Below are 18,512 nucleotides of genomic sequence, written 5' to 3'. Positions count from 1 at the left end.
TAATGAAAAGAGTAATGGTTGTCTTTCCCCATCCTGACGATGAATCTTTTGCCTGCGGGGGAACGTTGGCAAAGTGCAAGGACGCTGGATATGAAACGTGTTATTTGTGCATTACCTCCGGCTGCAAAGGACGCAGCGGTCCATTCGATATCGATTGCAGAGAAAAGCTGGCAAAACATCGAGAGCTAGAGCTGAAAACAGCAGCGGAAGTGCTCGGAATCAGTCGTCTCGACTTGTTCCGGTACGCGGATGGTTCCTTGCAAAATGCCGATCTGGATGAGCTGGCGGGTAAGATTCGGGAAGCGATAGAGGAATGGAAGCCCCATGTCGTCGTTACGTTTCCGCCTGACGGGGTAACGGGTCATCCCGATCATATCGTCACGTGCGAGGCGACGACGCGAGCGGTCGAACAAGCGGAGGCATGCTTGACTCCGGCAGAATATCCTGATCTGTACTATGTTTCGATCCCGCACTACTACGATCATTGCCCGGATCATGGTCCAAAGCCAGCAGTTCCGATTACAGGCAAGGTCGATATTTCGGGCTATCGGATGCAAAAAGGAGAGGCGCTGAAGGCTCACTTAAGTCAGGAGTATTCCGTGAATCGCGCTTATCCGGGAGTTATCGATGGGGATTTTGGGGTCATCGGCTGCTATGAGTATTTTACTTTGGTGCGGTCTGCGGGCAAGGTGATTGAACCGGTTAGTGTGGGTGGGAGTATTCCTGTCATTGACCTGTAATCTAAAAAGTAGAAAGGCTGACCAGCATGATTTTTGCTAGTCAGCCTTTTTCAATGGATAGCCCATCAGTCGGATTGTTTTGTCCTGCTAGATTTGCTTAAATGTGATCAAGTGCAATTGGAAATCAAAGGGAGAGAAGACATGTCACACAGAGTCTATGTATATAACGTCAGTGAACCTTCTCAAGCACAAGACGACGACACGATGATGGTGGAATGGGGCTATGAGGTTCCCCTACTCTTGCAACCGCTTTTCATAGAAGGTGGTTCGATCGCTGGAAACAACTACAACAACCATACCGAGCCGGACAATTCCGGACTCTATTACGACGCGCAAGCTGGCATCGAAAACGTGAGGCGATTTTACGATTTCCTGGAGAGACAGGAAGGGTTAATCCGTAACAAGGAAGCATTTTCGGAAGCGAGAAATCAGCTTCTGAGCTATCTGGAAAAACGAAAGCTTCCGTATTTTCACATCGATGCCTGGGACGTATTCAATATGGATGACATCCCTCATGAAGAGCAGGCAGAAACTTTGCGCGCCAATATTGCTTATAACAACGAGATGATTACGAAGGCAATGGACAACGATGACATCTCGCTGTTGAACTACTCCGAATTGATGGACGTGAACCCGGGCTTTCGTACTTTTGCCGAGCTGCTCAATTATGAGGATTACCAATACGGCTGGGGACACATCTGGCAGCCTTATGAAGAACACCCCGACGTGGAGATTTTTGAGGAAGACGGCTTGTTCGGCCTCAAAGACGAAGAGGGAAACGTATTGCTCGCCCCTCAGTTCGATGCCTTTTACGATTTCGCTTCCGAAGATCTCGCCGTGGTCGCCCGAGATGGCAGCTATGGCTATGTACATAAATCCGGGAGAATCGTCATTCCATTGGAGTGGGAGGATGCCTACGATTTTGAATACGGCTCGGCTGGTGCCATTGTCAAACGAAACGATCGATATGGTCTGATCAATCTGGAAGGCAAAATGATTGTCCCGACCCACTATGAAGAATTGGAACCGCTTGATTGCCAACGATTTTATACGGCAAAGAAAGACGGAAAGTGGGGCGTGCTAGACGAAGCTGGTTCTGTAACGATAGATTTTGAGCACGAAGAAGCTTTCAAGTGTGGGGACGGCTTTTACCATACGGCGGTCAAAGGCAGGAAAAACCGGAAAATCTTTAACGAATATTGGAAATACATCGGGGACTTCCCGCTGACGGCGGTCGAACATATCGGCGAAGGGCTTACCCTCGTCAAACCGCACAAGGATGCATCTCACAGCACCTTGTACAAAAAAGACGGCACTATCGGCGCATCTGGCTTCGATAAACTGAATCGGCAAACCCATTTTCCGAATCTGCTCGTTCTGCGCAAGGGGAAGAAGTACGCCGCTTATGGCAAGCAGCAGGAGAGTCTTCTGTTGCCGTACGAATACGATGAACTGATTGATTTGCAGGTGTATACAGAATCAGGGCAGGGCGATCAAGTGCTTGCGAAAAAAGATGGAAAGCTAGGCGTTTTTCATGGGGATGCCGATCAGCCAGCATGGTTATTCCCTTTGGACGATTATGAAAGTATTTGTTGGCTGCATCAGGATGCGTATGCTTTGAAGAGAAATGGATTATGGAGCATTGCCTTTTCGCTGGAAAAACAACGGAGTGATTTCGAATTCGATCTGGTGGTGAAAAAGGCATTGGTTGAGGGCTATGCTTATGCCTTCAAGGGCCACGACGTTTATTTAGTAAGCGAGTACGGGCTGTCGAGGGCAGATAAAGCGCTCGTGCTAGAGGATGTCGAAGATCGGTATTACAGCTATTATTTTGATGCCGAGGTTCGCAAGCGACTGCTGGCTTATGCCAAAGGGGAGCAATCCGATGGTGACAGCGTAGATCAGTATACACCGGTAGAAACATTGTACAACCTGGGCATGGAAGCGTATGAAGCAGGTGATTATGAGAAAGCCATTCTGTACGATACGCTTGCTGCCGAAAAGGGCTATCCTCCATCTATGAACAACCTTGCCCATATGTATTACAGTCTAGAAGGCTTCGAGGATGCTGATAAAGCTTTTTACTGGTACGAAGTTGGGGCGATGGCAGGCAACCACTACGCTATGAACGGTTTGGGCTGCTGCTATCGACACGGGATAGGCACGGAGCCAGATGCCGATCAGGCAATGTACTGGATGGGGAAGGCGGCAGAACACGGTCATGCGCTGGCTCACAACAATCTTGGTGCCATCTATTATGACGGGGAGCTGGTGCCGCAAGATTTGGACAAGGCCCTCTGGCATTATGAACAGGGGGAGTTATTGGGCTCGCCGGTTTTTGAGTGGCTTGGCTATCTGAACGATTCAAAAGGAGACTACGAAAAGGCGCTGCATTATTATTACCAGGATTACGAAGCAGGCGGCGATATCAGTGCCTATAATTTGGGAATCTTCTACTATAATGGTTACGGCACAGCCAAAAATATCGAGGCCGCCATCACTTATTTTCACGCTGCTTTGGAAAGAGACTACCCGCATGCGCATATCGAGCTGGCAAGGATTTACCGGAACGAAGCACAATTTGCGGACGAGCTCCTGGTGAAAAAGCATATTGAAGAAGCGGAAAAGGCAGGTCTTGATATCCCTGAGGAGCTTACCCAATCGTAGAAAAAGCAAAAAGCGGATCGACAGAATAACTCGTCGGTCCGCTTCCAACTAACCAGCATGCTAAACAATGGCTTCCACTTCAATTTCAACAAGCAGACGCGGGTCAATCAATGCCTTGATCTCAACCATCGTAGCGACTGGCTGAATCTCGCGGAAAAACTCCCCATGTGCTTTTCCGATCTCTTCCCACTTGCTGATATCCGTTACAAACATCCGCGTTCTGACCACATGAGACAAATCAGCATCTAATTCTCGCAATGCTTTTTCAATCGTCTCCAGGATAAACCTTGTCTGTTCATAGGCATCGCCTACACCAACGACTTCTCCGTCCTTCATAGCAGTGGTGCCAGCCATTTCAATCCGGTCTCCTATTCGGATTGCGCGGCAATAGCCCACGACAGGCTCCCAAGGCGAACCGGTGAATACTTTTTTTCGACTCATAGTAGAAAGCCCCTCTCATTTCCGCAATAATTGGAATATACTACAAAAAAGAAGGAGAGTGGAGCAGTTTATGAACTTTTTTCTCACTCTTTTTTCCAAGTACAAGTCCTTGATCTACACTGCGATTGGTCATCAAGAATACGTGCGTGCGGCATATAAACTGGACGCTCATGGCATCCGTTTTCGGACACGTATTCACTCTCATGCGCTTCGTCATTTAGGGGGAGACATGGGGATGATGCCCCAAGTAGAAGACCATAAGCAATACGACATCTACGTGGCAATCGAAGACGAACATCAAGCACATTTGGCGATTCATTCCCGTTGAAGGATGCCTATACGATATAATGATTGAGATTGGCAAGAAAATGGTACAACCGAGGAGGAACCCAGCATGTCCGTACTAGAGGCACTTAAAAGCAGAAGAGCCGTGCGTAACTATATTCCAAAAGAAGTAGAAACCGAAAAAATCCGAGCGTTGCTAGATTGCGCAGTGTTAGCGCCGAACGACCGCTTGCGTCAGCCGTGGCATTTTTACGTGATCAGAGGAGAAGCGAAGCTGCGGTTCGAGGAAATCGCGAAGCAATTTTTGCTGGAGCGTTTTCCGACCAAGCCGAATCTCGTGCAGGATTCCTTAGCCGTCCTGGAAAAAACACCGCTCGTCATTGTCGCCACCGCTGATGTAATCCCAGGGGATGAAGCATCCTCAGAGGATAACGAATACGCGGTTTGCTGCGCGATTCACTCTATGTGGCTGGCAGCGAAGGAACTGGGACTGGGCATGGTATGGCGCACGAGAGGAGTCGGCTTGGTTCGCGACGAGCGCTTGCTGCAATTCCTCGGATCGCCTGAAAATAAAAAGGTCGTGGGCACACTGTTCATTGGCTATCCTGAGGCAGATGCTCCTGAGACCAGTCGGGTGGCAGCGGAAGAAAAGACGACCTGGCTGTAATCAAGCAGGCCTTCTTAAAAAACTGGGTGAATCACAGTAGTTGTTTGCAACTAAGTCCCCCCACGCACGTATAAATGGTAAGGTTAGACGTACATATCGAGGGGAGCTGTTTCATAATGTTTGGAAAGCTTGCGGCAGACGCACTTGGCTTGAGCAATGTGGGAATCGTGGTAAAGCCAGCGGATTACGACAAGGTGGACGCTGATGATTACATCATGCACGAGGATAATGAAAAAATTTACTTTTTGATCAAATCAAAGTCCGACGAGTATTGCTTCACCAATCTGGGGCTGGTTCATCTGGATGGAACGAGTGCCACTAGCAAAAAGCGCATGCTGCGCCGCTATTCCTACCATACACACCCGATCTCTGACGTGTATTTGGAAACAGCCGGAACCGTCGATTTGGATGTCGAAATCAAGTTCACGATGGGCAGTGAGCACTACTCGATCGATGTAAACAAAAAGCATTTGGAGGAGCTAAAAGACCTCTACAAAGCTCTTGTGAAGATCGCATCGATTATGCACGATAACGAACTTGCGCTCCAGCATGCAAAAGAAAGCCTCCACGTCGCCCAAAGCACACTGGGTCGCGTAACAGGCCAGCAAGCAGACGTAGCTTCACAATTCAAGTCCATCAACCAATACACCTTCGATTGGCTGGAAGACATCCGATACAAGTATGTCGTTAAAGACTTTGGTAAAGTCTTTGAAAAATATATTCATAACTAAAAAGTAGTAATAATGAAGGAAAAAGAGCCTCTTTAAAAAGGCTCTTTTTGTATTCAAGCGAAATCTTCGACAAGCTCCTACTCTTACGAGCTCTACTCCTTGTGCAAAAGCTTGCCGATCTTGAGCGCCAGTTGGATTTGAAGCAGCTCCTCCGAGTTTTTCAAATCCATGTTCAAAATCTCTTTGATCTTCTCGATCCGGTAAATAAACGTATTGCGGTGAATGAACATCGCTTTCGCCGCTTCACTGACGTTTTGATTGTACAGAAAGTAATTGTCCAAGGTTACCATGAGGCTCGTGCCGAACTCTTGATCATGCTCGTAGAGTTTCCCCAAACGCTTTAAAAAGAAGTCTTCCAGTTCAATGTCCTTAATGTTGGAATCCAGGAAATGATAGACGGAGTAATCATCGAAATGAGAGACGTCGCCCTTGCTGTTGAACTTCTGCATCAGGCGGATCGCTTCATGTGCTTCGGAAAAACTTTTATGAAGCGAAGCGATGTTTTTATATTGGCGTCCTACCCCAATAAAGAACAAGGTTTTCTTGATTTTGTCCACGAGAGCGCTGTACAGCTCATTGGCGAATTGCTTCGCTTCACTTGCAGACACCACAGGGCGATGTTCATTTTGCCCGATGAGAATGATGATCCGATTGTTCCGATAAAAGCAGGTCACCTCTCCCGGTGCTTTGCTCGCGTAATCGTACACAAGATCCACGCATTTTTTGGCGATCCGATCCAGCTCGTACTTGCGATCGATAATATCCTCCAAATTTTCCAGCTCAACCGGCTCGATATTAATAACCATACAAAAATACATGTAGCTCGATTGCAGTCCGTGCAAATCGCATAAGGTTTGCAGCGAGTCAGCCGAAGTGATTTTACCAGTGAGTAAGTCATCGAAAAAGTCTTGTCTGATCTTCAGCTTCACTTCCTCGATTTCCCTCGCCTTGATCCGCTCCAGCGCCACGATGGTGGACGCCTGTTCCAGTACGATATAGTCAAATTCCGTAAGCTCCCAAACGGTTTGCCAGACGACGATGTATCCGTAGATGTGATTGGCTACAGCAACGGGTAGAATTCTGCATTTAATCTCATCATCTTTCGCATGGTAGATACGCTTGATCGACTTTTTGATCTGGCTAATATTTTTGGGGACGGACTCGGTGAAGTCACGGGTAAAAACAGGCCTGTTTTTGCTTAAGGTCAGGCAGGAGTCAAGTGGAATCGGATTGTGCCAGATTTCCGTGTAATGCAAGAGATGCCAGTCCTGATCCAGAATAAGGATTGGATTGTTGATCGTCTCAGACAGCTCGGAAGCGATCCGATCCAGTCCGCCACCTTCCAGCGCAATGCGAAACAGGGCATTATGCATGTCCAATGTTTTGCGGTTCAACAAATCATAGCGCCCGGAGGCTTTCTCGTTAATAATGGCAATCACTTTAGACAGCGTATATTCAAACGGCAGGGCCAAGAGTGGGAGCCCATACTTGTTGGCATGATCAATCATGTTTTGCGGGATTTGATCGAAATAGCGGTGCATCTTGATGCAGAGACCGGAGCAGTTGATTTCCGCCAGCTCCTTGATGATTTTATTTTGCAGCTCGGGATTGTCCTTGAAAATATATCCGGTGGAGAGCAGTAATTCATTGGAAGACAGCCAGTCAAAAGCATCCGGGTTCTCCATGATATTGACGATGGAGACGACGTTATTGATGCCTTGCTCTCCGGCGATGATTTTGATGCCGTCTATGGATTGAATGGTAAGCAAATCTTTGATGGTCAGCACCCTGTTCACTCCTTTGCCACAAAAGGATTCCTGTAATTGTGCAATGTGCACAAGTGAGCCTCGATTTTTTTAGTTTCCATACACAATGACGATTCCAATCACCCTGTCTAAAATAATGATGTAAGTACGGGTGCTTGTCTAATTGTTTTTTTAAAGAGCAAGCGCTTAGCCAATCTTGGCGGGTTGTTCCATCACGAGATCATGGAGGGCTTACTATGACAGACAAAAGCGTAGTACAAGCATTTCTCGAGGCAGCGGCTGAGGGAAATATCGAAGCACTGAAAAAGCATCTGGAGCAGGGCGTAGATATTAACGCAAGAAACAGACAAAAGCGTACAGCGATTCTGACTGCTGCCATGAACGACAAATTGGAAGCGGTATCGTTTTTGGTAGAAGCGGGTGCAGATGTAGATTTGCAGGATGAAACATGCTTCAACCCGTTCTTGTTCGGTTGCATCAACGGTAAGCTGGAGCTTGTCAAAATGATGATCAAGGCAGGAACAAATCTGGAGCTGTTGACTCGTTTTGGAGGAGTAGGGATTACACCTGCTTGCGAAAAAGGTCATGTGGACATCGTACGTGAGCTCGTAACGACGACTGACATCAACGTAAACCATACCAATTTTGTGGGTTGGACACCACTCATTGAAGCGATCATCTTAGGTGATGGCGGCGAGAAGCAACAAACGATCATCAAGCTGTTGATTGAGCATGGCTGCAATGTGCACATGGTAGATAAATACGGCGTAACACCGCTTGAGCTTGCGAGAAGAAAAGGCTACACCGAGATCGAAAAAATCTTGCTGGAAGCAGGAGCAAAGTAAAGCGTCCCATGTACATCCAGGCGTTGTCTGGCGATGCTGGTTTCCTTGAGCGTTTGGCACGAGCAAACTTTAGCGGGACCGTACACAGTATTTTTGAGCGAACGATCAATTTGACATGCAGCGAAAACGGGGAATTGTACACCATTGGCAACCATCAGCTAGACAATGCACCGAACACGCTCATCATTGATGTTAAAGGCTTTTCGGAGCTGGGGCTGTCCGTTAACACTCCGGTCATTACGGAAGATAGCACGCTCGTTATTGGAACGGATTTGCGAATATGGATTCAGCAAGCAACAAAGTGGGAAGGTGAGCTTCCTTCCTATCCTTGTGACATAGAAGGCATAGATGTATTGCGCAGAAATGTGGCGTTCACGAAAAACTACGTGGACGTATACGGCAAGACGGGGGGCATGAAAATGTCCTCCCAACCTGCCAGTCCGTTTGAGAAAGAGATGTCCCGTATGCTGATTCAGCGTGCAGGTATGCTTTCCGACGATCTGGCGAACAACCGCATAGGGTCAGCTACTCAGCATGCGATAAGTCTTATCGGACTGGGGCCGGGGTTAACACCCTCAGGTGACGATTTTTTAGTGGGATTGTGCAGTGTATACAAAATGCGAAACATTTCCTCTTGTTTGGCATGCCCATTTTTCGATGAAATCATCCGTTCGTCCCAAGCATTAACGAACGAAATCAGTGCGATCACGCTGAAAAAAGCAGCCCATGGACAAGTAAGAGAGTCACTAAATAACTTACTTTCATGCATGGTGTCCGGCTCCATGGAAGAGCTTGTCCCTGCGTTAGACAAAATCATCGGGATCGGCTCGTCGTCGGGTACGGATATCCTGCTTGGTATCCTATGTGGTTTGGAACGAAATCTAGAAGCTGGAGGTAATGTATGTCTACCAAAGTCGTAATCAAGCAAAGCACGTATTTTGACTCGGTATCCCTGATGTCTCTATCCACAAAAGCGAATCAAATTGAAGGTGTCGAACAAGCGGTTATCGCGATGGGCACCGACATGAACAAAGAGGTATTGAAAAACGTAGGCTTGCTCACACCTGAGCTGGAAGCAGCGAAAACGAGTGACTTGATGATCGTGGTGAAGGCAGCGACAGACGAGCTGTGCGAGAGCGCTCTCATGGCTATCGAAGAACTGTTCAAGAAAAAAGGCGGCAGCAAATCAGCAACGGAGATCAAATACTCCACGATTGATTCAGCGGCAGCCAGCATTCCAGAGGCAAACCTCGCTGTCATTTCGGTAAACGGTGCATTCGCTGCGAGAGAAGCGAGAAAAGCATTGGAAAACGATTTGCACGTCATGCTGTTCAGCGACAATGTAAGCATCGAGGAAGAAATCGCCCTCAAGCAATTCGCGCATGAAAAAGGCCTCTTGATGATGGGACCTGACTGCGGTACAGCGATTATCGGCAATGTGGCCCTTTGCTTCGGAAACGCCGTGAGAAAAGGCAACATCGGGATCGTAGGTGCATCTGGTACAGGCAGCCAGGAGGTAAGCGTGCGTATTCACGACTTCGGCGGCGGTATCACGCAGCTGATCGGTACAGGCGGTCGCGACCTCTCCGAGCAAGTCGGCGGCATCATGATGCTCGACGGAATCAAAGCACTGGAAGAGGATGAGGCGACAAAGGTCATCGTGCTCATTTCCAAGCCGCCGGCACCAAGTGTTCAGGAAAAAGTGTTGGCACAAGTGAAAAGCTGCAAAAAACCTGTGGTTGTGTACTTCATTGGTGGAGAAGAGACAGCAGTTCTCGAGGCAGGCGGACATTTTGCCAAGACGAGCAAGGAAGCAGCCATCAAAGCAGTTGTGCTGGCTGGTGCCAACGAAGACGAGCTTAACAAGCGCGCACTCAACTGGCCGCTGATTGAAGAAGTCCGGGCAAAGCTGACACCTGAACAAAAATACGTTCGCGGGCTGTTCTGTGGTGGTACGCTGTGCGACGAAGCCATGTACCTCGCAATGGACAAGTATGAAGACGTATACAGCAACATCCAAAAGAAAGCAGATTACAAGCTGAAAAACATCCATGAGAGCAAGGCTCACACTTTCCTCGACATGGGTGATGACGACTTTACAAATGGCAAGCCGCATCCGATGATCGATCCTTCCACGCGCATCGCAAGATTTTTGGAAGAAGCAAAAGATCCTTCCGTTGGGGTCATTCTGATGGACTTCATCTTGGGCTTCGGTTCCCACGAAGATCCAGTAGGCGTGATGCTGCCAGCGATCATCGAAGCAAAGGCGCAGGCTGCCAAGGAAGGCAGACATCTGGAAATCCTGGGCTACGTGCTGGGAACCGACCTCGATACACCGAACTTCGATGAACAAGTGAAGAAGCTGATGGATGCGGGCGTAACGATTGCAAGCAGCAGCACGAATGCAGGTCTTCTGGCTAGAGAATTTGTTGCGAAAGGGGAATAATCATGAGCAAAATCAACGAGCTGTTTAACGGGAAAATTCATGCGATCAACGTAGGGATCGAGTTTTTCAAAGACGATATCATCAAGCAAAATGCGAATGCGTCTCATCTGGATTGGAAGCCACCAGGCGGCGGAAAGCCTGAGCTGATCAACGCTCTCGACAGACTGGAAAACGTTGCTGTCGCTGAGAAAATCGCTGCGGCAAACAAGCTGGCGGTAGAGCGTATCATCAACTCCCAGCCGATGCTCGTTGGCTTCGACCAAGCGATCAATGTAGTACCGGGCATGACCAAAACCACGATTCTGCACGCAGGTCCACCTATTACATGGGACAAAATGTGCGGCGCGATGAAAGGTGCCGTAACTGGCGCAATTGTATTCGAGGGCTTGGCAAAAGACATCGAGGAAGCTGAACAGGTAGCTGCGTCTGGCGCGATCACGTTCTCTCCATGCCACGAACACAACTGCGTAGGTTCCATGGCAGGTGTCACATCTGCTTCGATGTTCATGCATGTGGTGAAAAACAAAACGTATGGCAACGTCGCTTATACCAACCTCAGTGAGCAAATGGCTAAAATTTTGCGCATGGGTGCCAACGATGAAAGTGTCATCGCTCGTCTGAACTGGATGCGCGATGTATTGGGACCGATGCTGCGTGATGCGATGAAAATTGCAGGTGAAATCGATCTGCGTCTCATGCTGGCGCAAGCACTGCACATGGGTGACGAATGCCACAACCGCAACAATGCAGGTACGAGCTTGTTGATTCAAGCGCTGACTCCGTACATTTTGGAGACAGAATTCACAAAAGAACAAAAGCGCGAAGTATTCGATTTCGTAGCGAGCAGCGATTACTTCTCTGGTCCGACATGGATGGCGATGTGCAAATGCGCGCTGGATGCAGCACATGGAATCGAGAACAGCACGATTGTCACCACAATGGCGCGCAATGGCGTAGAGTTCGGTATCCGTGTAAGCGGTATGGCTGGCAACACATGGTTTACTGGACCAGCACAAAAGGTAATCGGTCCGATGTTTGCCGGCTACAAGCCAGAGGATTCCGGCTTGGATATCGGGGACAGTGCGATCACCGAAACATATGGGATCGGTGGCTTCGCGATGGCAGCAGCTCCAGCGATTGTCGCGCTCGTAGGCGGAACGGTTGAAGAAGCGATCGGATTCTCCACCACGATGAAAGAAATCACGACAGCAGAAAATCCAAACGTCACGATTCCACTCTTGGACTTTAGCGGAGTACCGACAGGAATCGATATTCGTCAGGTGATCCAAACAGGCATTCTGCCGATTATCAACACCGCCATTGCGCATAAAGACGCAGGCATCGGCATGATCGGTGCGGGCATTACGTATCCGCCAATGGAAGCTTTTGAAAAGGCATTGCTCGCAGTGACGGAAACGATTAGCGAATAGCTTTTCATCCTAGGTGACTCAGCTTTCGCAGCAAAAGAAGGTTGCGAAAGCTGGGTTGAATGAGGAAGGTGAATGAACATGGGACAGGCAAACGTAAAGGAATCATATGAAGAATTCAAGTCCTATGGATACGCGGACGATATTTTGCCAAAGACTTCCGAAAATCGAGATTGGGGCACCTTTAACTACGTGACCGTATGGATGGGCGCTGTGCATAATCTCATGTCGTACATGACGGTAGCCGGATTCTTTGTCCTCGGATTATCCGTTCCGCAAGTCTTGTGGGCAGTCATGATTGCTGCCTTGATTGTTTCGGCTGGCTATGTGTTGAATGGCTATGCAGGACAGAAGTACGGGATTGGCTATTCGATGCTGTTGCGCAGCTCCTTTGGTGTAAAAGGCTCGATCATTCCTGCTATATGTCGTGGGCTTATCGCTGGGGTTGTGTTTTTTGGGACAAAAACAATTATTGGCGCACAATCCTTTAATGTCATTTTTGAGAAAATATTCCCTGGCTATATGAATATGGTTCCAGGCTTTGATTTTCTCGGATTAGATTTCCCGACCATGCTTTCTTATGTGATCCTCTGGGTCATTACAGTTGGATTATTTTTAGGTGGAATGAAAATTCTCAGTCTGTTTAGTAAATGGTCTTCACCGATCATCTATATTTTCATTGTAGGTGCAGCGATTTGGGCGATCAGCGTTGCTGGCGGATTTGGTCCAATCTTTGCTTATGCTCCTGCCAAACCGATGGAGAATTGGCTTGTATTTATCGCATGTGTAAGTGCATTGGTATCGAACTGGGGTGGCCCGATTGTAAATATTGCAGACCTTACGCAAAGGGCAAAACACCCGAAAGCTCCGATGATTGGTCTGCCGCTTGGAATGATTGCATCCTACATCCTGTTTGGAATTACGTGTGTAGGATTGTTGGTTGGAACGCAAATTGCGTTTGGCATCAAAGACTTTAATGTCGTCGCTGCCATTGATCAAATTGGGAATCCTGTTGCCGTCATTATCTTGTTGCTGGCACTGAATATAGGTTCGACGAGCTATGTTGTGTTTGGAAATTTGCTTCCATCTGGACTGCAAATGACAGCGCTTCTTCCGAAAATGTTTACAGTGAAATCAGCGGCTATCTTGACCGCTGTATTGGGGACTGTCATTTTACCTTGGAAGCTGGTGAATGGTACGGCCGCGCTGTATATGTTCTATAGTTTTATCGGCTCCATGTACGGTCCAATTACGGGGATCATGCTAGTCAGCTTCTTCATTGAAAGAAAGAGAAAGCTAGATTTATCTGCGATCTACGTAAAACCAGGTGAAAACGGAGAATACAAAAACGGCATTAATATGGTGGCATGCGGCGTATTGATCGTCAGCTTCTTGATTACGCTATCCGGCTCTTTCTTGCCAAATGTGCCACTATTGGCAAACATCAGCAAGTCCGCATTCCTTAGCGGGTCGATCATATCCAGCGTTTTGTATGCGCTGTGCTATAAATGGAACAAGCCAAGCACGATCACGCAGAGTGAAACAACTGCAAAAGTATCTTAACAAAGGGAGAAGTGCCCAGTGGAAAAACTCGTTATTGTTGCAATCGGCGGCAACTCATTAGTTAAGGATAATGGTCGCAACACGATTCAAGACCAGTATGAAGCCGTATGTGAAACCGCAGCAAATATTGCAGATATGGTGCAAGAAGGGTACAACGTTGTCGTTACGCACGGCAACGGACCGCAGGTTGGATTTGCTTTGCAAAGATGCGAAATCGCCAATGAAGTGTCCGGAATGCCTACGATCCCGCTGGTCAATTGCGTGGCGGATACGCAAGGCGGAATCGGCTACCAAATCCAGCAAGCACTCACCAACGAATTTGCCAAAAGAGGAATCAACAAAAAGGTTGCGAGCGTCATCACACAGGTAGAAGTCAGCAAGGATGATCCGAACTTCGAAAATCCAACGAAGCCAGTCGGCTCCTTCTTCACGCTGGAGCAGGCGGAAGAGATGCGCAAAGAGCATCCGGACTGGGTATTTATCGAGGATTCTGGTCGCGGCTACAGAAGAGTGGTTCCTTCTCCAAAGCCAATCGATATCGTGGAAAAAGACGCAATCAAATCGTTGATCGAAGCGGGATATGTGGTAGTCGCTGTTGGCGGCGGCGGTATTCCGGTTGTGAAATCGGGTGAAAATACGTACGATGGGATTGATGCTGTCATCGACAAAGATTTTGCAACCAGCTTGCTGGCAGAGCAAATCGATGCACAGACATTGATCATCACGACAGGTGTTCCGCAGGTATGCATTAACTTCGGCAAGCCGAATCAAAAGGCACTGGAGCGCATTACGGTAGAGGAAACAAAGCAATACGTTCGTGAAGAGCATTTCGCAAAAGGCAGCATGCTGCCAAAAATTGAGGCCAGCCTGAGCTTTTTGGAGAAAAACGGTTCAAGCGTAATCATTACGAACCCGGAGAGCTTAAAGGATGCGATTACGAACAAAGCAGGGACACACATCGTAAAATAAAGGCCTCTTAAGGGAGGATGCAAGGCAATGGATTACATGAAGCTGGCAGTGAAAAAAACGATGGAAGGCATAAACAACAAGCTCGGCGGACCTTTTGGAGCGGTTGTCGTGAAAGGGGACGAGATCATCGCCGTTTGCAGCAATCGCATGATGGCAGATATGGACCCGTCTCAGCACGCAGAGATGGTAGCCATTCGCGAAGCGTGCAAGACGCTGGGCACGATGGATTTGACAGGCTGCGAAATTTATGCGACTTGCGAGCCTTGCCCGATGTGCGTTGGTGCCATCATTTGGTCTGGCATCAAGGTCGTTCATTACTGCTCGACTGCGGAGGATGCACATGAGAACGGTTTTTCGGATAAGCATCTTCGCGACTATTTTTCCGGTAAGGATAAGAGTGTTTTGAACATGATCAAAGTGGAGAAGCGTGAGGACTGCGATCAGTTGTTTACCCACTTTCATCGGCTGAACAAAGACTAAATAGCAGACGACAAATACGGATGTTCGGAGCATGAAAAAAGGGCCTTATAAGGGCCCTTTTTCAGCAGATAGGAATTTATAAGTTTGGTGTGTGCGAAAGCCCGTATCCTTTCGATAGGCGGTTATTCGTTCTGAGATAACTGTTGTGACATCTTGAAAGAACAATCACAATGATCATTCTACGTTTATAAGGTACCGATGAACCAACAAAGCTGGTGAGAACCCGAATCATTTATCTCACAAATGTAATAAAGTCAACATTAACTGGTTCAATACCAACTGCTCGAAGTCGTGAGTTAATCTGTCCTCGATGATACTGACCATGCAATGCTACATGAGTTAAAATATCCCGTACAGAATTCGTAAAGCCACAACACTATTATCAAGTAAGGTCAAAGAGTAGGTAGAATGAATTTATTCGGGAGGGGAAATCCAGAAAGGATTGCCTTACATGAAACATATGTCCGTGGCTTAGAACTCGTGATAGTTATAAAGCCGAATTACCCCGCGGTAATCCGGCTTTTTGCATGCTTAAACTTTTCGAAGTGCCTATAAACTTTCCGCTAAACACGGTCGCTTTTTTAGTCCCACCAGTTTTAAAGGAGAAGGCACGGGGGGAATGTGGGTATACAACGTTCTCTAGGCCTTTGTAGGCTGAGCGGAAAGACCAGCAATATCAGTTGAACCAAATAGCAGCAATGCAAGTAAAATAATGAATAATACTGATTCTGAAAAACTTGCACCATCAAAATTTTTCATTATCGAATTCACCTCATTCCTTTCTTAAAAACTCATTAGTTATTCATTTTCTTTTTAAGAGCCGAAATGATATCATCTACGGTCATGTTCCCGTTGTCATTAAGAAATTTCAGCATATTATCGACGTTTTTATTGTTGAGATCGCTAAGTGTAATGAACTCTCCTGTTAAGCCGACAATCATTGTAGCTTGTCTAAACAATTGAACAGAATCCACTCTTAACTTTCCAGTTAAAAGAAGAACAGCCACGAGGATTTCTAAATTTGGGCCCGTTAGGCATTGTAAGGCCGATTGATTATTGGTTGTTGGCTTCTTTTTTTCGTTATTTGATGAACCGTTAGTAGACTGCTTCTTTTTTTCGTTATTTGATGAACCGTTAGTAGACTGCTTCTTTTTTTCGTTATTTGATGAACCATTGGTAGACTGCTTCTTTTTTTCGCCATTTGCTGAAGAATCCATCTACTCTTCCCCCCACCTAACAAGTAGTTGCTCTTACATATCGGTGTGAGGTGAGACTGTAAACTACTATTTCTTAAGTTTCACCCTTTAGTCCAAAGAAATCCAGCGAGCGTACACACTGACTGTTTCACATAACAATCATATTCAATCAGCGTATGTATTGTGCTTGGTAAAATTTTTCGTTGCGTCAGTGTGGGATGCATGATGAACAGCAATGACTTAACGTGTGCTTCGGGTTTTATGATGAGCGTTCGTATTTTTTATCCTGTCTGGTGGGCGAATAACACCGAAGAGGAATACACCCGATACCGGATGGTAGTTCACGGGTGTTTAAAATGTGAAGCAAACGAATCATCTATCCTGAGTCGTTTCAATTTGTGATAATATAAGAAAAATATGAGACGGAACACGAATGTATAGACAGCGAGTGAAAAGAAATCTATCTTTTGCTAGAGTTCTTTTGAACTAGAGGTGGCAACATGTTAAAACGTTTATTTGTTTCAGGATACAAGGCTCACGAGCTTGGCATTTTCAATGAAAAAAATCCGGGGTTAGCTATTATTAAGAAAGCATTAAAGCGAGAACTCGTAAGATTCCTTGAGGAAGATTTGGAATGGGTCATCATATCAGGTCAACTCGGGGTAGAAATGTGGACAGCCGAAACTGTTCTGGAATTGAAAAAGGAGTATCCACATCTAAAACTGGCGGTAATTACTCCGTTTTTGCATCAAGAGGAAAAGTGGAAAGAAGAAACCCAGGATTACTACCGAAATATTGTGACGCAAGCCGACTATATCAATAGTGTCTATCAAACACCTTATCAGGGAGTTTGGCAGCTTGGAGAGAAAGACAAATTCTTGCTATCCAATTCAGACGGTATCTTGTTAGTTTACGATGAAGAAAACGAAGGCTCCCCGAAATTTCTAAGTAAGCTCGCCGCAAAAAAAACGGAGATGGGCGATTATCAGTTATTTCGCATTAACGCATATGACCTACAGACCATTGCAGAGGAACAGCAGCAAGAGTTATACAATGACCATTTCTAAACTTTTACGATTTTTAAATTAGTGCAATATTTGACCTTGGGGAAACCACTTCCTCAAGGTTTTTCTTTTACCCTCCACCCAGTGCCGAATGACAACTAACGTACGGGTAATTCACGGGATATCTACAAAACCGCCTGGTAGCACGGGCGTTTTTTGTTTGTGCGAGGGGGAAGTGTTGTGTGATAACATGGAAAATATTGCTGAGTCATTCTGTAGAGAGAAAATTACATTGGCGTATTTGGAAAGGGGAGAAGGAAATGTCCACGATCGAACAGATTACCGAGCATATCTTGATTATGCATGCAAGTCATGACACGGATCGCCCCATCCTAGCAGCCATTACAGGGGCCAGAAAAACCCTCTTGATTGATGCTGGAAATTCACCGGCGCATGCCGCGTTGTTTCGTCAGGAGTTGCAAAGGCTGGGCGTTCGTCTTCCAGATCTGCTCATACTGACTCATTGGCACTGGGATCATACATTCGGAATGTCAGCATGGGATTTACCTACCATCGCACAGGCAAAAACCGCACATTCATTGAGCAAACTGATGGGGCTGGAATGGTCGGATGAAGTCATGGAACAGCTCTGTAAGGAGAAGATCATCAATCCCAGCACGATGGCGAACATCAGAAAAGAGTACGGAATGAACCGGGACTTGATCCGAATAGTCGAGCCGGATATCCTATTCGATGAATCGATCACGATTGACCTTGGTGGCGTGACATGTCAGGTGAACCGTGTCGGAGGAGATCATTCGGAAGATTCGTGCTATGTGTACGTAAAAGAGGATCAAACGCTGTTCCTGGGAGATGCTTTGGGTCCCTCTGTCTATGGCGGACCGCGCAGTTATACAGCCTCCCGTTTTCTGCGCGTATTGAAGCAAGCGTACCAGTCTGAAGCAACCCTTTTCGTGGAATCGCACGGCCGGCCATTGGATCGAGCTGCCTTTCAAAAGGAACTTAGAGATTGGGAGCAGCTAGCTCTGCTCACAGAGCAATACGGGCAAAACAGAGAACGGATCGTAAGCGAGATGTGTACCTTCCTCCAGGTGTCAGAGCTTCCTCATGCATTTTCAGAAGCTCTCGAATGGTTTATGGTAGGGGCTGCCTCCCAATGATCCGATTCGTTGGATGGGTACATTTGATTTTGTGATAGCTACCTACAAAAATCCTTATAACCGCAACTTCACGGCGAAGATCGACACAGTGAAGGCTGCGGTTT

17 protein-coding genes and 1 pseudogene are annotated in these 18,512 nt (G+C 47.0%); 14 read left to right on the top strand and 4 right to left on the bottom strand.

Features of this window, described 5'->3' with window-relative positions:
- Nucleotides 1–2: 2 nt before the first annotated feature.
- Together AB432_RS23230 and AB432_RS23225 are read left to right on the top strand one after the other, a co-directional pair.
- The gene (locus AB432_RS23230) at nucleotides 3–740 is read left to right on the top strand and encodes a PIG-L deacetylase family protein (RefSeq protein ID WP_048034292.1); all 738 of its coding nucleotides are present in this window, start codon (nucleotides 3–5) and stop codon (nucleotides 738–740) included.
- Between the two features lie 141 nt (nucleotides 741–881).
- Nucleotides 882–3,407 (top strand): SEL1-like repeat protein, encoded by a 2,526-nt coding sequence (locus AB432_RS23225; RefSeq protein ID WP_048034291.1) that lies wholly within the window; start codon nucleotides 882–884, stop codon nucleotides 3,405–3,407.
- A 60-nt stretch (nucleotides 3,408–3,467) separates the two neighbouring features.
- On the opposite strand, the gene AB432_RS23220 is transcribed toward AB432_RS23225, so the two are convergent.
- The gene (locus AB432_RS23220) at nucleotides 3,468–3,848 is read right to left on the bottom strand and encodes a RidA family protein (protein ID WP_048034290.1); all 381 of its coding nucleotides are present in this window, start codon (nucleotides 3,846–3,848) and stop codon (nucleotides 3,468–3,470) included.
- Between the two features lie 70 nt (nucleotides 3,849–3,918).
- On the opposite strand from AB432_RS23220, the gene AB432_RS23215 reads away from it, so the two are divergent.
- The 3 genes from AB432_RS23215 (at nucleotide 3,919) to AB432_RS23205 (ending at nucleotide 5,531) form a co-directional block, all read left to right on the top strand.
- Nucleotides 3,919–4,176, top strand: coding sequence for a hypothetical protein (locus tag AB432_RS23215; protein ID WP_048034289.1), 258 nt, complete (start codon nucleotides 3,919–3,921; stop codon nucleotides 4,174–4,176).
- Nucleotides 4,177–4,242: 66 nt separating this feature from the next.
- A complete protein-coding gene (locus tag AB432_RS23210; protein WP_048034288.1) occupies nucleotides 4,243–4,800 on the top strand; it encodes a nitroreductase family protein in 558 nt (185 codons plus the stop codon).
- A 116-nt stretch (nucleotides 4,801–4,916) separates the two neighbouring features.
- Nucleotides 4,917–5,531, top strand: coding sequence for a PH domain-containing protein (locus tag AB432_RS23205; RefSeq protein ID WP_048034287.1), 615 nt, complete (start codon nucleotides 4,917–4,919; stop codon nucleotides 5,529–5,531).
- Nucleotides 5,532–5,623: 92 nt separating this feature from the next.
- Here AB432_RS23205 and AB432_RS23200 read toward each other — a convergent pair whose 3' ends face one another.
- The gene (locus AB432_RS23200; protein WP_048034286.1) at nucleotides 5,624–7,318 is read right to left on the bottom strand and encodes a PucR family transcriptional regulator; all 1,695 of its coding nucleotides are present in this window, start codon (nucleotides 7,316–7,318) and stop codon (nucleotides 5,624–5,626) included.
- Nucleotides 7,319–7,533: 215 nt separating this feature from the next.
- On the opposite strand from AB432_RS23200, the gene AB432_RS23195 reads away from it, so the two are divergent.
- The 7 genes from AB432_RS23195 (at nucleotide 7,534) to AB432_RS23165 (ending at nucleotide 15,027) form a co-directional block, all read left to right on the top strand.
- Nucleotides 7,534–8,142 (top strand): ankyrin repeat domain-containing protein, encoded by a 609-nt coding sequence (locus AB432_RS23195; RefSeq protein WP_047071401.1) that lies wholly within the window; start codon nucleotides 7,534–7,536, stop codon nucleotides 8,140–8,142.
- A gap of 53 nt (nucleotides 8,143–8,195) precedes the next feature.
- Nucleotides 8,196–9,062 (top strand): oxamate carbamoyltransferase subunit AllH family protein, encoded by an 867-nt coding sequence (locus AB432_RS23190; protein WP_235617535.1) that lies wholly within the window; start codon nucleotides 8,196–8,198, stop codon nucleotides 9,060–9,062.
- Complete coding sequence (fdrA, locus tag AB432_RS23185; RefSeq protein WP_048034284.1) at nucleotides 9,044–10,588, top strand: acyl-CoA synthetase FdrA; 1,545 nt, start codon at nucleotides 9,044–9,046, stop codon at nucleotides 10,586–10,588. Before AB432_RS23190 ends, fdrA begins: the two co-directional genes overlap by 19 nt.
- A 2-nt stretch (nucleotides 10,589–10,590) precedes the next feature.
- A complete protein-coding gene (locus tag AB432_RS23180) occupies nucleotides 10,591–12,018 on the top strand; it encodes a YlbE family protein (protein ID WP_048034283.1) in 1,428 nt (475 codons plus the stop codon).
- A gap of 78 nt (nucleotides 12,019–12,096) precedes the next feature.
- The gene (locus tag AB432_RS23175) at nucleotides 12,097–13,578 is read left to right on the top strand and encodes a cytosine permease (RefSeq protein WP_048034282.1); all 1,482 of its coding nucleotides are present in this window, start codon (nucleotides 12,097–12,099) and stop codon (nucleotides 13,576–13,578) included.
- A gap of 18 nt (nucleotides 13,579–13,596) precedes the next feature.
- Nucleotides 13,597–14,547 (top strand): carbamate kinase, encoded by a 951-nt coding sequence (gene arcC, locus AB432_RS23170; protein WP_048034281.1) that lies wholly within the window; start codon nucleotides 13,597–13,599, stop codon nucleotides 14,545–14,547.
- 27 nt (nucleotides 14,548–14,574) lie between these two features.
- Complete coding sequence (locus tag AB432_RS23165; RefSeq protein ID WP_048034280.1) at nucleotides 14,575–15,027, top strand: nucleoside deaminase; 453 nt, start codon at nucleotides 14,575–14,577, stop codon at nucleotides 15,025–15,027.
- 232 nt (nucleotides 15,028–15,259) lie between these two features.
- Here AB432_RS23165 and AB432_RS23160 read toward each other — a convergent pair.
- Nucleotides 15,260–15,394 (bottom strand): annotated as a pseudogene (locus AB432_RS23160) (DinB family protein); the annotation flags it as partial.
- Between the two features lie 427 nt (nucleotides 15,395–15,821).
- Nucleotides 15,822–16,244, bottom strand: coding sequence for a hypothetical protein (locus AB432_RS23155; RefSeq protein ID WP_048034279.1), 423 nt, complete (start codon nucleotides 16,242–16,244; stop codon nucleotides 15,822–15,824).
- 479 nt (nucleotides 16,245–16,723) lie between these two features.
- Between AB432_RS23155 and AB432_RS23150 the strand changes: the two genes are divergently transcribed.
- On the top strand, nucleotides 16,724–17,290 hold the full coding sequence (locus AB432_RS23150) for an SLOG family protein (protein ID WP_048034278.1): 567 nt from the start codon (nucleotides 16,724–16,726) through the stop codon (nucleotides 17,288–17,290).
- A 257-nt stretch (nucleotides 17,291–17,547) separates the two neighbouring features.
- The gene (locus tag AB432_RS23145) at nucleotides 17,548–18,408 is read left to right on the top strand and encodes an MBL fold metallo-hydrolase (RefSeq protein WP_048035935.1); all 861 of its coding nucleotides are present in this window, start codon (nucleotides 17,548–17,550) and stop codon (nucleotides 18,406–18,408) included.
- Nucleotides 18,409–18,512 lie beyond the last annotated feature (104 nt).

The organism is Brevibacillus brevis (assembly GCF_001039275.2).
In the GTDB taxonomy this organism is placed as follows: Bacteria; Bacillota; Bacilli; order Brevibacillales; family Brevibacillaceae; genus Brevibacillus; species Brevibacillus brevis_C.
The sequence above is the reverse complement of the archived record's forward strand: the minus strand, read 5'-3'. Positions and strand labels throughout refer to the sequence as shown.

Bases quoted from the DNA above. Each gene is read 5' to 3' on its own strand.
- AB432_RS23210 (WP_048034288.1), top strand. From the start codon at position 4,243: ATGTCCGTACTAGAGGCACTTAAAAGCAGAAGAGCCGTGCGTAACTAT.
- AB432_RS23220 (WP_048034290.1), bottom strand. From the start codon at position 3,848: ATGAGTCGAAAAAAAGTATTCACCGGTTCGCCTTGGGAGCCTGTCGTG.
- AB432_RS23230 (WP_048034292.1), top strand. From the start codon at position 3: ATGAAAAGAGTAATGGTTGTCTTTCCCCATCCTGACGATGAATCTTTT.
- AB432_RS23195 (WP_047071401.1), top strand. From the start codon at position 7,534: ATGACAGACAAAAGCGTAGTACAAGCATTTCTCGAGGCAGCGGCTGAG.
- AB432_RS23225 (WP_048034291.1), top strand. From the start codon at position 882: ATGTCACACAGAGTCTATGTATATAACGTCAGTGAACCTTCTCAAGCA.
- AB432_RS23150 (WP_048034278.1), top strand. From the start codon at position 16,724: ATGTTAAAACGTTTATTTGTTTCAGGATACAAGGCTCACGAGCTTGGC.
- AB432_RS23175 (WP_048034282.1), top strand. From the start codon at position 12,097: ATGGGACAGGCAAACGTAAAGGAATCATATGAAGAATTCAAGTCCTAT.
- AB432_RS23180 (WP_048034283.1), top strand. From the start codon at position 10,591: ATGAGCAAAATCAACGAGCTGTTTAACGGGAAAATTCATGCGATCAAC.
- AB432_RS23165 (WP_048034280.1), top strand. From the start codon at position 14,575: ATGGATTACATGAAGCTGGCAGTGAAAAAAACGATGGAAGGCATAAAC.
- AB432_RS23215 (WP_048034289.1), top strand. From the start codon at position 3,919: ATGAACTTTTTTCTCACTCTTTTTTCCAAGTACAAGTCCTTGATCTAC.
- AB432_RS23205 (WP_048034287.1), top strand. From the start codon at position 4,917: ATGTTTGGAAAGCTTGCGGCAGACGCACTTGGCTTGAGCAATGTGGGA.
- AB432_RS23145 (WP_048035935.1), top strand. From the start codon at position 17,548: ATGTCCACGATCGAACAGATTACCGAGCATATCTTGATTATGCATGCA.
- fdrA (WP_048034284.1), top strand. From the start codon at position 9,044: ATGTCTACCAAAGTCGTAATCAAGCAAAGCACGTATTTTGACTCGGTA.
- AB432_RS23155 (WP_048034279.1), bottom strand. From the start codon at position 16,244: ATGGATTCTTCAGCAAATGGCGAAAAAAAGAAGCAGTCTACCAATGGT.